Below are 14,437 nucleotides of genomic sequence, written 5' to 3'. Positions count from 1 at the left end.
TGACGGTAATGCGCACCGATGCCTTCACGGCATCCCACATTGTTCAAAAGGTTACAGATGCCCTGCTGTTGCTGGCAATTCTGTTGCCCCTGGCGCTGCTCCTCACGTTATTTTTGACATTTTCCACACTGTCGTCGGCGCGTGCTGACGACGGCGCGTCATGCCGCGGCACCGATCTGCTTCAGGAATTGAAGCAGAATGATCCGCCAGCTTATCAGGCAATCGTGGACAAAGGCGACGCCGTGCCAAACGGCAAGGGCCTGCTCTGGAAGATCGAGAAGCCAGGGCTTGAGCCCTCGTGGTTGCTTGGCACAATGCATGTGACCGACCCGCGTGTGCTGGTTATGCCAGCCGGCGCCAAGTCGGCTTTCGACAAATCGGCGACAGTCGTGATCGAGTCTGACGAGATACTGGACGAGAAGAAGGCCGCCGCTTCGATTCTCATGAAGCCTGAGCTCTCCATGTTTACCAATGGAAAGACGATCAGCGATTTCCTCGACAATAACGAGACTGCCGAATTAAAAGCCGGCTTGGCAGAACGTGGCATACCACTTGAGGCCGTGTCGCGCATGCAGCCATGGATGATCGCAAGTTTCGTCGCAATGCCGGCCTGTGAACTCGCCCGCAAAGCCCAAGGCGCATCGTTCCTGGACAAAAAAATCGCCGAGGATGCCATCGCGGATGGCAAGCAGGTCAAGGGTCTGGAAACCCTGGTCGAACAGCTGACGGCCATGAGTGAATTGCCAACATCATTCCACCTTCAGGCACTGATCGAAACATTAGTGCTCGGGGATAAGATGCAGGATGTCATGTACACCATGACGGAGCTCTATCTGTCCGGTGACATCGGCATGACCATGCCCATGCTGGAGGCAACCGCTCCGACGGGCGAAAAAGACGATAGCGCCTACGCAGACTTCGAAAAGCGGATCATCACAGACCGAAACCATGTGATGGCAGATCGCAGCACGCCTATCCTGGAAGAAGGCAACGTGTTCATTGCCGTTGGCGCTCTGCATTTGCCGGGCGACGAAGGTCTGGTGGAGCTATTGCGAGACAAGGGCTTCAAGGTCACCGCGGTGACGCAGTGACCTCCATAAGCAGATAATATCTCAGCCCTTCGTCATCCGCGTCGCCACATCGGTTTTCCAGATGAAGTGATGAACGAGGACAGCGAGGATGTGCAGAACAATCAGCGCCCACAAGACCAGCTTCAACGGTCCGCCATGCAGTTCGCCCGCTGTCTCGTTACCAAAATAGTAGCGCCCAATGCCGGTCAGAGGCAAAAGGAAGAACAGCAGATAAAACGTCACATGCGTGACCTTGGCAGCAATCTTGGCAAGCGGCGGCTCATTAGCCGGCACCGATGGGCCGCCCTGAAAGAGGCGCAATAAAAGACGCAGGATCGCAAGACAGAGAACGGCGATGCCCACATAGGCATGAATATTGGCAGACGAAATCTGGTCCACTGTCGGCGTTTCCCCACGGGAAACTGTTCTGTTCCAGATTTCCATCCCATCCGAGAGGATAAGGTTGAAGAAGATCAGCGCGGCCATGGTCCAGTGCAGCGCTTTCTGAGGGATGCTGTAGGAGTTAGAACTCGGCATTTTATTGACCTTTGTCAAATACTTCGCTTGAAACGCCCTCATCAACGACAAGAGCCGCGTCTTGGCTTGCAAGGCGCGGCTCTTATATAAATACAGTTAAATTCGAAAATACAGAATTACATATGGATTGGCTTGAAGAATGTCGCCATGGCCGCTTCCTTCACGGCCTCCGACATTGTTGGATGCGCGTGGCAGGTGCGTCCCAGATCTTCAGAGGATCCGCCGAACTCCATGAGCACAGCCGCTTCATGGATCATTTCGCCGGCGCCCAGGCCAACGATGTGAACACCAAGCACGCGATCTGTTTCCTTGTCGGCCAGAACCTTCACGAAGCCGTCAGTTGCCAGCATGGCACGCGCACGGCCATTCGCCATGAAGGGGAATTTGCCAACCTTGTAGGAAACGCCTGCCGCCTTCAGCTCTTCCTCGGTCTTGCCGACGGAGGCAACTTCCGGCTGGGTGTAGACGACGCCCGGAATGATGTCGTAATTCACATGCCCGTGCTGACCGACCAGGATTTCAGCGAGCGCCACGCCCTCGTCTTCAGCCTTGTGCGCCAGCATAGGTCCCTTGACCACATCACCGATGGCATAGATGCCGTCGACATTGGTCTTGAAATGCGCATCGATTTCTACACGCCCACGATTGTCGAGCACAACACCGGCTTCTTCGAGGCCGAGACCAGCCGTGTAAGGCTTGCGGCCCGTTGCAATGAGAACGACATCCGCGTCGATCGTCGTGGCATCGCCGCCCTTGACTGGCTCGAAGGTAACCTTTGCGCCCGACTCCGCCTTTTCAACACCGGTTACCTTGGCACCGAGATTGAATTCCATGCCCTGCTTGGCCAGCATGCGCTGGAACTGCTTGGATACTTCCCCATCCATGCCACCGAGAATATTGTCGAGATATTCGACAACCGTCACCTTGGATCCGAGGCGCATCCATACCGACCCAAGTTCAAGCCCGATCACGCCACCGCCGACGACAACCATCTTCTCCGGCACCTTTGACAGCGAGATACCGCCGGTAGAGGAAACGATCACCTGCTCGTCGATGTCGACAGAAACACCGGGAATGCCCGCAACATCTGACCCCGTCGCGATGACGATGTTCTTGGTTTCAAGCTCTTCGACCTTGCCATCGTCGGCTGTGACCGACACCTTGCCGGCGGCAACGATCTTGCCCGTTCCGATAAAGCCGTCAATCTTGTTCTTCTTGAACAGGAAGGCCACGCCATCGACGTTGGATTTTATGGTGGCTTCTTTGTGCTCCATCATCTTTCCAAGATTGAGCTTTGGCGCGGCAACCTCAACGCCCAGAGCTTCCATCCCATGACCGGCATGATGGAACATTTCGGATGCGTGCAGCAGCGCCTTTGATGGAATGCAGCCGATATTCAGGCATGTGCCGCCATAGGTAGCGCGCTTCTCGATCACCGCGACCTTCAGACCAAGCTGAGCAGCCTTGACTGCGCAGACATAGCCGCCGGGGCCGCTTCCGATTACAACAAGATCATAAGCCATGGATGACGTCCTTCGATTTCGGCGCTATCTGCCGCCGCTCACATTCAAGATTGCACCGGTCACGTAGGAGGCACGGGACGAGATGAGGTAAACAACCGCATCCGCCACTTCCTCCGCCGTTCCGGTGCGTTGCATGGGCACCGTTGGTGCCAGGTCCCGCGCACGCTCCGGCAGACCGCCGGAGGCGTGAATATCAGTATTGATGATACCGGGTCGGATTCCATTGACGCGAATACCTTCCGCCGCGACCTCGCGGGACAGCCCGATGGTAAAGGTATCGACGGCACCCTTGGCCGCCGCATAGTCCACATATTGTCCGGCGCTCCCGAGGACGGCGGCCATGGAGGAGATATTGACGATGACGCCGCCCTTGCCACCATGGCGGGTGGACATGCGTTTGACGGCTTCGGTAGCACAGCGGATCTTGCCTATCACATTGATTGCGAACATGCGCTCCAGCCGTTCCCGGGACATCTCGTCTACACGAGCCGTCTGGTCGACTACACCAGCATTGTTGACGAGCCCATCGATACGTCCGAACTCACGGTCCACGGCGGCGAAGATGGCGGCAATTCCCTCTTCCGTGCCGGTATCACCCTGAACGATACGGGAGCTGCCGCCGTTTGCGGTGATTTGGTCAGCGACAGACCTGGCCGCACTTTCGTTCTGCACATAATTGACAAGTACAGTCCACCCCTGTTCGGCGGCCTTCGATGCAACGGCGGCGCCAATGCCACGGCTTGCACCAGTGACGAGGAGAACAGGATTTTGATCCATCAGCAATTCCTCCCTCACGACGCCTTCTGCGCCGCAAGTTTCAATCCGAACGCGATGAAGACCATTCCGCTTGCGCGATTGATCCATTTTGAGGACCGCTGAAAGATCGCCCGCATACGCGGTATCGTCAGCACGAAGGACATGGCGACGAACCAGGCGATCAGGCAGCCTGCCATAACCAGGCCGTAGGCGAATTTCACCGAGGCCGGCGTATCGTGCGAAACGACCGTGGAGAAGATCGACAGAAAAAAGAAGACCGGCTTCGGATTGAGGGCATTGGCCATGAAACCGAGCACGAATCCCTTGACTGTGGATTGCCGCGATAATTCCTGCTTATCTCCAAGGGCGGAAACATCCAGAGATGTGGAGCCAGCGCGAAGCGCCTGAATGCCGATATAGATCAGATAGGCAACGCCCGCCCACTTGATCAGGTTGAACAGCATGATCGACTGGGAAATCACGAGACCGAGGCCCAAAATCGTGTAAGCGACATGAAACATGAGCGAGGTGCCGATGCCAAAGCTCGTGAGAATGGCGGCCCGTCTGCCATGAACGACGGCTTGGCGCATCACCATCGCAGTATCCGCGCCCGGCGCGACGATACCGAAACTGAAGATCGCCATCAGGGAAGCCAGCTCAAGAAGATACTGATGTGTCATAAGAATACTCCGATGATCATCAGGAGCAGGCCGAGAAGGGAAGCCAGCCAGACTAGCGACCGGATATAGGCGATACCGGCGAGATAGAGAGGGATATAGACGAGCCGGCAGAGGAACCAGATCCATGCCCCCACGATGCCCAAACCGGATACATCACCCGTGAAGAAAAGTGCTGCCGCAAGAGAAATGAAAGCCGGATAAGTTTCACGATAGTTTTCCGAAGCGCGCGCAGCGCGCCCCGGAAGTTTGCCCTTGGGCTGCTGGTTCCCGTCTCTCGGCCCAGCATTCCAATCGACGCCGAGCTCACGCGTTGCGAGCCCCCCTTGTAGCAGGACATGGAACACCAGAAGAATGGCGCTGCCTGCCAGCACGATCAGAAGTTGCGCAGCATCCGCCGAAGAGGGATCCATCAAAGCACTCCTTAAAGATCGAGAACCAGACGTTCCGGATCTTCCAGGCTTTCCTTGACGCGCACCAGGAAGGTAACCGCTTCCTTGCCGTCGACGATACGGTGATCGTAGGACAGTGCCAGATACATCATCGGACGGATCACCACCTGGCCACCGATGGCAACAGGACGTTCCTGGATCTTGTGCATGCCGAGGATACCCGACTGCGGTGCATTCAGGATCGGCGAAGACATCAGCGAACCATAGACGCCACCATTGGTGATGGTGAATGTGCCACCCTGCATGTCGGCCATGCTGAGAGCGCCATCGCGAGCAGCCTTGGCAAGACGGCCAAGTTCCTTCTCGACGCCAGCGATCGAAAGCTGGTCGGCATCCCGGATCACAGGAACAACGAGGCCCTTGTCGGTACCGACGGCCATGCCGATGTGGCAGAAGTTCTTGTAGACGATGTCGGTGCCATCGATCTCAGCATTGACGGAAGGAATTTCCTTCAGCGCATGCGTGACTGCCTTGGTGAAGAAGCCCATGAAGCCCATCTTCACGCCGTGCTTCTTCTCGAAAATGTCCTTGTACTTCTTGCGAAGATCCATGACCGCGGTCATGTCCACCTCGTTATAGGTGGTCAACATGGCGGCCGTGTTCTGCGCATCCTTGAGGCGCTTGGCGATGGTCTGGCGCAGGCGGGTCATCTTGACGCGCTCTTCGCGGCTCGCATCATCGGCTGAAGACGGTGCACGCTGCGCGGCGGACGGGGCCGGAGCAGAAGCTGTCGACCCTTTGGCCATGGCTGCAATCACGTCGCCCTTGAGCACCTGACCGCGCTTGCCGGAACCATCGACCTGGTCGGCGCTGATGTTGTTTTCAGCCATCATCTTGGAAGCCGCAGGCGCAGCGGGCATCGAAGAGCCGGAAGCAGCGGCCGCAGGAGCAGCAGCTTCAGCCGGTGCGGCGGCAGCAGGCTTTTCGGCTGGCTTTTCAGCAGCCGGAGCAGCGGCGGAACCGTCGCCCTCACCGATCTGGCCGAGCAGAGCATCGAGACCGACCGTCTCGCCTTCAGCAGCAACGATTTCGGTCAACACGCCGGACGCTGGTGCCGGAACTTCAACGGTCACCTTGTCGGTTTCAAGCTCAACAAGCGGCTCATCGGCCTTGACCGTGTCGCCAACCTTCTTGAACCAGGTGCCGATTGTGGCTTCGCTAACGGACTCACCCAGAGTGGGGACGCGGATTTCAGTAGCCATGATATCAATTCCGTTGATCAGGTTCTGTTTCTGTCGAATGGTCGGCGAAGGGAAGCAATCAGCCCCCCAGCGCATCCTCGAGGAAGGCCTCAAGCTGAGCCAGATGTTTGGACATCAGGCCTGTTGCCGGCGATGCGGCTGCAGGACGACCGGTGTAACGTACGCGCTGGTACTTGGCATCGATATGGGCAAGAACCCATTCCAGATATGGATCGATGAACGACCAGGCACCCATATTCTTGGGCTCTTCCTGGCACCAGACCATCTCCGCATTACGGAAGCGACTGAGTTCGTTGATCAGCGCCTTGGCCGGGAAAGGATAGAGCTGTTCGATACGCAGCAAATAGATATCGTCGATGCCGCGCTTCTCACGTTCTTCCAGAAGATCATAATAGACCTTGCCCGAGCACATGACGACGCGACGGATCTTGTTGTCCTTCTGCAGCTTGATCGGACCATCCTTGATGACCTCGGCATCATCCCACAAAAGACGGTGGAACGACGACTCGCCGCCAAGCTCGGAGAGGCTCGACTGGGCACGCTTGTGGCGCAGCAGGGACTTAGGAGTCATCAGAATCAGCGGCTTGCGGAAGTCACGCTTCATCTGGCGACGCAGGATGTGGTAATAGTTGGCAGGCGTGGTGCAGTAGGCAACCTGCATATTGTCTTCCGCACACATCTGCAGCCAGCGTTCAAGGCGCGCAGACGAATGTTCCGGACCCTGACCTTCATAGCCATGCGGCAGGAGGCAGACGAGGCCAGACATGCGAAGCCATTTACGTTCACCCGAAGAGATGAACTGGTCGAACACCACCTGGGCACCGTTGGCGAAGTCGCCGAATTGGGCTTCCCAGAGTGTCAACGCGCTCGGACGGGCCAACGAGTAACCGTATTCGAAACCGAGAACTGCCTCTTCCGACAGCATCGAATTGATGACCTCATATCGTCCCTGATTGGGAGCCAGATTGGACAGCGGGATAAAGCGCTCTTCTGTCTCCTGATCGTACAGGACCGAATGCCGCTGCGAGAAGGTGCCGCGTTCACAGTCCTGACCGGACAGACGAACCTTGGTGCCTTCATAGCAAAGTGTGCCGAATGCAAGGGCTTCCGCCATTGCCCAATCGAGACCTTCACCCGTTTCGATCATCTGGGCGCGGTTATCCATGAAGCGCTTGATTGTACGGTGGGCCTGGAAGCCTTCTGGAATGGTCGATAGCTTGCGACCGATTTCCTTCAATGTCTTCATTGGCACGGCCGTCTTGCCACGACGCTGCTCATCGGCATTGTCGGCAGTGCGAAGACCGGACCACACGCCATCCAGCCAGTCAGCCTTGTTGGGCTTGTAGGACTGGCCTGCCTCGAACTCCTGCTCGAGATGAGCGCGCCAGTCGGCTTTCATCTTTTCGAATTCGCCTTCACTGATCAGGCCTTCGGCAATCAGACGCGCAGCATAGACTTCGGTCACTGTCTTGTGCTGACGGATCGCCTTGTACATCTTGGGCTGCGTGAACGCAGGCTCATCGCCCTCGTTATGGCCATAGCGGCGATAGCAGAACATGTCGACGACGACAGGCTTGTGAAACTTCATCCGGTATTCGGTTGCGATCTTCGCGGCATAAGTGACCGCTTCCGGATCATCGCCGTTAACATGGAAGATCGGCGCTTCGATCATCTTTGCCACATCCGACGGATAGGGCGACGAACGCGAAAACGCCGGATTGGTCGTGAAACCGATCTGGTTGTTGATGATGAAATGCATGGTACCGGCAACACGGTGACCGCGCAGACCCGACAGGCCGAGGACTTCCGCAACGACGCCTTGGCCTGCGAAGGCTGCATCACCGTGGAGCAGCAGCGGTAGCACCTTGGCGCGTTCTTTAAGCGGTACGATGTCGCCGTCCATCACCTTGGCAAGCTGGTCCTGCTTGGCACGGGCTTTGCCCATAACGACAGGATTGACGATCTCAAGATGCGACGGGTTGGCCGTCAAAGACAGGTGGACTGTGTTGCCGTCAAATTCGCGGTCCGAGGAAGCACCGAGGTGATACTTGACGTCGCCAGAACCCTCGACTTCGTCAGGCTTGAACGAGCCGCCTTTGAACTCATGGAAGATCGCGCGATGGGGCTTGCCCATCACCTGCGAGAGAACATTGAGACGGCCACGGTGGGCCATGCCGAGTACGACCTGCTCAAGGCCTTCGGAACCACCGCGCTTGATGATCTGCTCAAGGGCAGGGATCAGCGACTCACTACCGTCGAGACCGAAGCGCTTGGTGCCTTTGTACTTGACGTCAATGAACTGCTCGAAGCCTTCAGCCTCGACCAGTTTTGCGAGAATCGCTTTCTTGCCGTTCGGCGTAAATTCAACGCCCTTGCCGGGGCCTTCGATGCGCTCCTGAACCCAGGACTTTTCTTCCGGGTTTGAGATATGCATGAACTCGACACCGAGCGTGGAACAATAGGTCCGCTTCAGAATATCGAGCATTTCGGGAATGGTCGCGTATTCGAGACCAAGAACATTGTCGATGAAAATCCGGCGACTGTAATCGGCTTCGGTAAAGCCATAAGCAGCAGGCGACAGTTCATTGTAGTCGTCGACCGGAGCAGCAAGACCCAGCGGATCGAGATTGGCATGAAGGTGTCCGCGCATACGATAAGCACGGATCATCATGATGGCGCGCACCGAATCGCGGGTCGCCTGAAGGACTTCTGTTTCAGAAACGGGCTTACCGGAGGTTTCGGCCTTGGCCTTCACCTTCTTTTCGACAGCCTTCTCGACTTCAGCCCAGTCACCGTCCAGCGCCGACACAAGATCGCCACCTTCCGCGACTGGCCAGTTATCTCGCTTCCATGACGCACCGGCTGCGGCTTTCTTCACATCGTCCGGATTATCGGCCAATGCCTTGAAAAATGCGCGCCACTCGTCGGACACTGATGCAGGATCTTCTTCATATCGCGCATAAAGCTGCTCGATATAGGCTGCATTGGCACCGTCGAGAAAGGACGTGATCTGAAACTGCTCGTTGGCTTCTTGCCTACCCATGATGATACGCGAACGTCCTGCGTCCGCCTCCTGCCTGAGAAATGGCCGGATGCCCGACCTGCCGCACTGTTCCGTCAAGCGAAAAGCTTTTAGGAGTGGCTAAAGTGCCGGATCCGGGCAAAGGGTTGGTTAACGCTCCCTGCCCGGCTCCTGTTTACATATATAGGGTCAGCCCTTGAGGACTTCGACCAGTGTGGTGCCAAGACGTGCCGGCGAAGGCGAAACCTTGATACCGGCTGCTTCCATGGCAGCGATCTTCGATTCCGCGTCACCCTTGCCGCCAGAAACAACGGCGCCAGCGTGCCCCATGGTCCGGCCCTTAGGCGCGGTACGACCAGCGATAAAGCCGGCCATTGGCTTCTTGCGGCCCTTCTTGGCTTCGTCGATCAGGAACTGTGCTGCTTCCTCTTCGGCTGCACCACCGATTTCGCCGATCATGATGATCGACTGGGTCGCATCGTCTGCCAGGAACATTTCCAGGACGTCGATGAATTCCGTGCCCTTGACCGGGTCGCCGCCGATACCGACAGCAGTCGTCTGGCCAAGACCTTCATTGGTGGTCTGGAAGACGGCCTCGTAAGTCAGCGTACCCGAGCGGGAAACGATACCAACCGAACCCTTGCGGAAGATCGAGCCCGGCATGATGCCGATCTTGCACTCTTCCGGCGTCAGGATACCCGGGCAGTTCGGACCCAAAAGGCGCGACTTCGACTTGTCGAGCTTGGCCTTGACCCGCACCATGTCCATGACCGGAATACCTTCGGTGATGCAGGTGATGAACGGGATCTCAGCGTCGATCGCTTCGATGATGGCGTCTGCGGCACCTGCCGGCGGAACGTAGATCACGGATGCGTCCGCACCGGTCTTTTCCTTGGCTTCAGCAACCGAGGCGAAGATCGGCAGGCTTTCGCCCTTCGAACCGGTCCAGGTTTCGCCACCCTTCTTCGGATGGATACCGCCAACCATCTGCGTGCCGTAATAGGCAAGCGCCTGCTCGGTGTGGAATGTACCGGTCTTGCCGGTCAGGCCCTGAACCAGGACCTTGGTGTCTTTATTTACAAGAATGGACATAATTTCCGGTCCTTCAAATTAGGCGTTGATCGCAGCGACGATCTTCTTGGCCGCGTCGTCCAAGTCGTCTGCTGCAGTGATCGCCAGACCCGATTCGTTCAGGATCTTCTTACCAAGTTCGACATTCGTACCTTCAAGGCGAACGACCAGCGGAACCTTCAGGCCAACTTCCTGTACGGCAGCCACAACCCCTTCAGCGATAACGTCGCACTTCATGATGCCGCCGAAGATATTGACGAGGATGCCTTCAACCTTCGGGTCAGCCGTGATGATCTTAAATGCAGCTGCAACCTTTTCCTTGCCGGCACCACCGCCGACGTCGCAGAAGTTTGCAGGTTCTTTGCCGTAAAGCTTGATGATGTCCATCGTCGCCATGGCGAGACCGGCACCATTGACCATGCAGCCAATATTGCCATCAAGAGCCACGTAAGCGAGATCCCACTTGGAGGCCTCGATTTCCTTGGCGTCTTCTTCGGTCTCGTCGCGCAATTCCTTGACGTCATCGTGACGGAAAATCGCGTTGCCATCGAAAGAGACCTTGGCATCGAGAACACGCAGATGGCCATTTTCCATAACGATCAGCGGGTTGATCTCGAGAAGAGCCATATCCTTCTCGCTGAACGCCTTGTAGAGGATTGGGAAGAGCGACTTTGCGTCCTCGGCAGCGGCGCCGTCGAGTTCGAGAGCCTTCGAGATCGCAGCAACATCGTCAGCCGTCACACCCGTTTCCGGATCGATGGCAATCGTGTGGATCTTCTCAGGCGTATCGTGGGCAACAGCCTCAATGTCCATGCCACCTTCCGTCGATACGACGAAAGCAACGCGACCAACAGAACGATCAACCAGCAGCGAGCAGTAAAGTTCGCGCGAAATGTCTGCACCGTCTTCAATGTAGAGACGGTTGACCTGCTTGCCGGCATCGCCGGTCTGCGCAGTTACAAGCGTATTGCCGAGCATGTCCTTGGCGTGAGAAACAACTTCCTCGATCGACTTCGCCAGACGAACGCCACCTTTGGCATCGGGACCAAGTTCCTTGAACTTGCCCTTGCCGCGGCCACCAGCGTGGATCTGGCTCTTGACCACATAGAGCGGGCCCGGAAGCTTTTTCGCGGCAGCTTCGGCCTCTTCGACCTTGTGGATCGCGACACCTTCCGCGACCGGTGCACCAAAGCTCTTCAGCAGAGCCTTGGCCTGATATTCATGAATATTCATCGTCTTGTCCCTGTCTTGGGCCGTAAGGCGTTTACTTCAATGCCGGAGCAATGTTGATGCAGGCCTCGCAAAGGCCGGCAACAGCGCCAACGGACTTCTGGAAGGCTTCTTCTTCAGCCTTGTTGAATTCGACTTCGATGATCCGCTCGACGCCACCGGCACCCAGCACGACCGGAACGCCGACATACATGTCCTTAACGCCGTACTGACCGGAGAGGTAAGCTGCGCAAGGCAGAACACGCTTCTTGTCCTTGAGGTAGGCATCCGCCATCTCGATGGCAGAGGCAGCAGGCGCGTAATAGGCAGAACCTGTCTTCAGCAGACCGACAATTTCAGCGCCGCCGTCGCGGGTACGCTGAATGATCTCTTCAAGCCGCTCCTTGGTGACCCAGCCCATCTTGACAAGGTCTGTGAGCGGAATGCCGCCAACGGTCGAATAGCGAGCGAGAGGCACCATGGTGTCACCGTGGCCGCCAAGCACAAAGGCCGTGACGTCCTGTACGGAAACGTTGAATTCCTGGGAAAGAAACAGGCGGAAACGCGAAGAATCCAGAACGCCGGCCATGCCGACAACCTTGTTCTTAGGCAAGCCCGAAAACTTCTGCAGAGCCCAGACCATTGCATCAAGCGGATTGGTGATGCAGATCACGAATGCGTTTGGTGCGTATTTCTTGATGCCGGCGCCAACCTGCTCCATGACCTTGAGGTTGATGCCGAGCAGATCGTCACGGCTCATGCCGGGCTTGCGGGCCACACCGGCAGTGACGATGCAAACATCCGCGCCTTCGATGGCTGCGTAATCGCTTGCTCCGGTAAGATTGGCGTTAAAACCTTCAACGGGAGAGGACTGGGCAATATCGAGGCCCTTACCCTGTGGAATGCCGTCAGCGATGTCGAAGAGAACGATATCGCCAAGTTCCTTGAGGCCAGCCAGATGGGCCAGCGTACCACCGATCATTCCAGAGCCGATAAGTGCGATCTTATTGCGCGCCATTGAAGTGCTTCCTTTTAGATCCAAAACCAAGGCGGCCCTCCCAACACAGAGGTCCTCCATTGGGTTAGATCGCATAGACCTGATAGCAAAAAATGGCAACCGATAATTTTCGGATGAGCAATTTCAATCGGTTAAGTCGATAAATTCTTACGTAAACGTAATATTTTCATTCACAGAATTTTCACATTTCTGACTGCGTCGCCGTGTGTTTGGACAAATATTCTTTACTACGCATCTCAAACAGCCGCGAAACTGTGCGGTCGAACTCAAATCCTTCGACGCCCTTCTTCTCTGTCAACAGAGCCTCAGGTGCACTGACGGCAGAAGCATAGAGACGCACGCCTTTGTCGTAAAACGTATCGATCAAAGTGATAAACCGTTTGGTCTCGTTCCGTCGTTCCGGGCCGAGATGGGGGATGTTATCGACGAAAACGGTATCATATCGCTCTGCGACTGCCAGGAAATCACTGGCACCCAGCGGCTTTTCGCAGAGATCGGAGAAGTTGAACCGGGCAACATCGCCAGCCGCACGCGGAACATGGACGGTGCGTCCTTTCATCTGGATCTCGTCAGAAGATACGTGCTTGCCACCGGAAAGCTCAGCCCAGGCATCATCCATGCCCCGCTCGGTCTCTTCGCTGAGCGGCGCCATATAGACGGGCAGACGGCTGATTTTTTCCATCCGGTAGTCGGTGGGTGAGTCGAGCGTGACCACATCCACGTACTTTTCCAGGATGTCGATGAAAGGCAGGAAAAGACTGCGATTCAATCCGTCGCGATAAAGATTGCGGGGCTCGACATTCGACGTCGCAACAAGAATGCATCCACGGTCGAAAAGCTCGGCAAAAAGGCGCGACAGGATCATCGCATCGGTGATGTCCGTGACCGAAAATTCATCGAAACATAAGAGACGGGCCTCGGCCATCAGCGCTTCTGCGACTGGCGGCACAGGGTCCGACTGCTTCGTCTCACCGTTCTTCAGCTTCTGTCGATGAGCATGAACCCGCGCATGCACATCCGCCATGAATTCGTGAAAATGCGCCCGCCTCTTTTTCTCGATCGGAGCGAGCTTGAAGAAAAGGTCCATCAGCATGGTCTTGCCGCGACCGACGCTCCCGTGGACATATAGTCCACGTATGGATGCCTGTTTCGGTCGCCGCTTGGCAAACATCCAGCCGAGCGCACTCGCCTTCGTGGCAGGTCGCTCCTCTTTGAGCTCCGCCAGAATACGGTCGAGCTGTTTCGCGACGCTCATTTGCTCCGGGTCAGCGCGCAGATTGCCGACGCTGGTCTGCGAGGTAAGCTGCTCGCTGACGCTTAGCGCGTAATCAGGCATTGGCTGCATGCAATAGCTCCCCGGCGCGGTCACCTAGGCTGCTTGGAGGGTGATTACCGGCTCAGGCTGATCGGCTGACCGGTGTTGGTGGTACCGTCAAAGCGTGCATCCGCGGTCTTGTAGACGCGTCCGATGACATTGCCGTTGCGATCCTTGAGCACGACTTGCTTGCCGGCAACTTCCCATGAGCCCATGGTCGTGAGCGGCCCAACGCAGCCACGGGTTCCGCCGCGCGAGCCAGATCCGAGATTTGTAAGCGTCAGGAACATGTCACAATTGGCAGCACCATTCGCCACGCGCCAGTTGCCAACCATCTGTTCCTTGGTCACATCCTGGGCAGTCGCCGGAATGGCGCCCGCTGCGTCAGCCGGAGCCTGAGGGAATTGCGTCGGGTTAGCCATAGTCGGATCCGGCAATTGCCCGGATTCAACTGTTGGAACAGGCTGGGCCTGCAGTGGAGGCAAAGCCTGCTCGGAATTGTTGTAGCCGCTGTAAGATGTACGCTGACACCCGGCCAACGACAGTCCGATCATAAGGCCTGCCGCTGCGTATTTCATTTCCATC

The 14,437-nt window shown here is 56.8% G+C and carries 13 protein-coding genes; 1 reads left to right on the top strand and 12 read right to left on the bottom strand.

Features of this window, described 5'->3' with window-relative positions; all coding sequences use genetic code 11:
* The first annotated feature begins 8 nt into the window (after positions 1–8).
* Positions 9–1,091, top strand: a complete 1,083-nt coding sequence (locus ACWPM9_RS02395; protein WP_484757575.1) for a TraB/GumN family protein — start codon at positions 9–11, stop codon at positions 1,089–1,091.
* Positions 1,092–1,112: 21 nt separating this feature from the next.
* On the opposite strand, the gene ACWPM9_RS02390 is transcribed toward ACWPM9_RS02395, so the two are convergent.
* The 12 genes from ACWPM9_RS02390 to ACWPM9_RS02335 form a co-directional block, all read right to left on the bottom strand.
* Positions 1,113–1,607 carry a cytochrome b gene (locus ACWPM9_RS02390; protein ID WP_428188195.1) on the bottom strand — a complete coding sequence of 165 codons (495 nt, stop codon included), beginning with the start codon at positions 1,605–1,607 and terminating at the stop codon, positions 1,113–1,115.
* Positions 1,608–1,723: 116 nt separating this feature from the next.
* A complete protein-coding gene (gene lpdA / locus ACWPM9_RS02385) occupies positions 1,724–3,130 on the bottom strand; it encodes a dihydrolipoyl dehydrogenase (RefSeq protein ID WP_484756619.1) in 1,407 nt (468 codons plus the stop codon).
* Positions 3,131–3,154: 24 nt separating this feature from the next.
* Positions 3,155–3,907: an SDR family oxidoreductase gene (locus ACWPM9_RS02380; protein ID WP_428188193.1), complete on the bottom strand. Its 753-nt coding sequence runs from the start codon at positions 3,905–3,907 to the stop codon at positions 3,155–3,157.
* Positions 3,908–3,921: 14 nt separating this feature from the next.
* Positions 3,922–4,566, bottom strand: a complete 645-nt coding sequence (locus ACWPM9_RS02375) for a LysE family transporter (RefSeq protein WP_428188192.1) — start codon at positions 4,564–4,566, stop codon at positions 3,922–3,924.
* Positions 4,563–4,976 carry an MAPEG family protein gene (locus ACWPM9_RS02370; RefSeq protein WP_484756618.1) on the bottom strand — a complete coding sequence of 138 codons (414 nt, stop codon included), beginning with the start codon at positions 4,974–4,976 and terminating at the stop codon, positions 4,563–4,565. Before ACWPM9_RS02370 ends, ACWPM9_RS02375 begins: the two co-directional genes overlap by 4 nt.
* Before the next feature lie 11 nt (positions 4,977–4,987).
* Positions 4,988–6,217 carry a 2-oxoglutarate dehydrogenase complex dihydrolipoyllysine-residue succinyltransferase gene (gene odhB, locus ACWPM9_RS02365; protein WP_428188190.1) on the bottom strand — a complete coding sequence of 410 codons (1,230 nt, stop codon included), beginning with the start codon at positions 6,215–6,217 and terminating at the stop codon, positions 4,988–4,990.
* A 58-nt stretch (positions 6,218–6,275) separates the two neighbouring features.
* Positions 6,276–9,260: a 2-oxoglutarate dehydrogenase E1 component gene (locus tag ACWPM9_RS02360; protein ID WP_484756617.1), complete on the bottom strand. Its 2,985-nt coding sequence runs from the start codon at positions 9,258–9,260 to the stop codon at positions 6,276–6,278.
* A gap of 168 nt (positions 9,261–9,428) precedes the next feature.
* Positions 9,429–10,331 carry a succinate--CoA ligase subunit alpha gene (gene sucD, locus ACWPM9_RS02355; RefSeq protein WP_484756616.1) on the bottom strand — a complete coding sequence of 301 codons (903 nt, stop codon included), beginning with the start codon at positions 10,329–10,331 and terminating at the stop codon, positions 9,429–9,431.
* Between the two features lie 18 nt (positions 10,332–10,349).
* Entirely contained in the window at positions 10,350–11,543 is a 1,194-nt protein-coding gene (sucC, locus tag ACWPM9_RS02350) for an ADP-forming succinate--CoA ligase subunit beta (protein ID WP_484756615.1), read from the bottom strand.
* Positions 11,544–11,574: 31 nt separating this feature from the next.
* Positions 11,575–12,537, bottom strand: coding sequence for a malate dehydrogenase (gene mdh / locus ACWPM9_RS02345; RefSeq protein ID WP_428188186.1), 963 nt, complete (start codon positions 12,535–12,537; stop codon positions 11,575–11,577).
* 181 nt (positions 12,538–12,718) lie between these two features.
* Positions 12,719–13,882 (bottom strand): cell division protein ZapE, encoded by a 1,164-nt coding sequence (gene zapE, locus ACWPM9_RS02340; RefSeq protein WP_484756614.1) that lies wholly within the window; start codon positions 13,880–13,882, stop codon positions 12,719–12,721.
* Positions 13,883–13,926: 44 nt separating this feature from the next.
* Positions 13,927–14,436 (bottom strand): protease inhibitor Inh/omp19 family protein, encoded by a 510-nt coding sequence (locus ACWPM9_RS02335; protein WP_428188184.1) that lies wholly within the window; start codon positions 14,434–14,436, stop codon positions 13,927–13,929.
* Between the last annotated feature and the right edge of the window lies 1 nt (position 14,437).

It is taken from the genome of Agrobacterium sp. H141, assembly GCF_057158725.1.
Note: the sequence above shows the minus strand (reverse complement) of the source record. Positions and strands in the feature narration are given on the sequence as shown.

Coding starts and splice junctions, on each gene's coding strand:
- ACWPM9_RS02395 (WP_484757575.1), top strand. CDS start 9: ATGCGCACCGATGCCTTCACGGCATCCCACATTGTTCAAAAGGTTACA.
- ACWPM9_RS02390 (WP_428188195.1), bottom strand. CDS start 1,607: ATGCCGAGTTCTAACTCCTACAGCATCCCTCAGAAAGCGCTGCACTGG.
- lpdA (WP_484756619.1), bottom strand. CDS start 3,130: ATGGCTTATGATCTTGTTGTAATCGGAAGCGGCCCCGGCGGCTATGTC.
- ACWPM9_RS02380 (WP_428188193.1), bottom strand. CDS start 3,907: ATGGATCAAAATCCTGTTCTCCTCGTCACTGGTGCAAGCCGTGGCATT.
- ACWPM9_RS02375 (WP_428188192.1), bottom strand. CDS start 4,566: ATGACACATCAGTATCTTCTTGAGCTGGCTTCCCTGATGGCGATCTTC.
- ACWPM9_RS02370 (WP_484756618.1), bottom strand. CDS start 4,976: ATGGATCCCTCTTCGGCGGATGCTGCGCAACTTCTGATCGTGCTGGCA.
- odhB (WP_428188190.1), bottom strand. CDS start 6,217: ATGGCTACTGAAATCCGCGTCCCCACTCTGGGTGAGTCCGTTAGCGAA.
- ACWPM9_RS02360 (WP_484756617.1), bottom strand. CDS start 9,260: ATGGGTAGGCAAGAAGCCAACGAGCAGTTTCAGATCACGTCCTTTCTC.
- sucD (WP_484756616.1), bottom strand. CDS start 10,331: ATGTCCATTCTTGTAAATAAAGACACCAAGGTCCTGGTTCAGGGCCTG.
- sucC (WP_484756615.1), bottom strand. CDS start 11,543: ATGAATATTCATGAATATCAGGCCAAGGCTCTGCTGAAGAGCTTTGGT.
- mdh (WP_428188186.1), bottom strand. CDS start 12,537: ATGGCGCGCAATAAGATCGCACTTATCGGCTCTGGAATGATCGGTGGT.
- zapE (WP_484756614.1), bottom strand. CDS start 13,882: ATGCAGCCAATGCCTGATTACGCGCTAAGCGTCAGCGAGCAGCTTACC.
- ACWPM9_RS02335 (WP_428188184.1), bottom strand. CDS start 14,436: ATGGAAATGAAATACGCAGCGGCAGGCCTTATGATCGGACTGTCGTTG.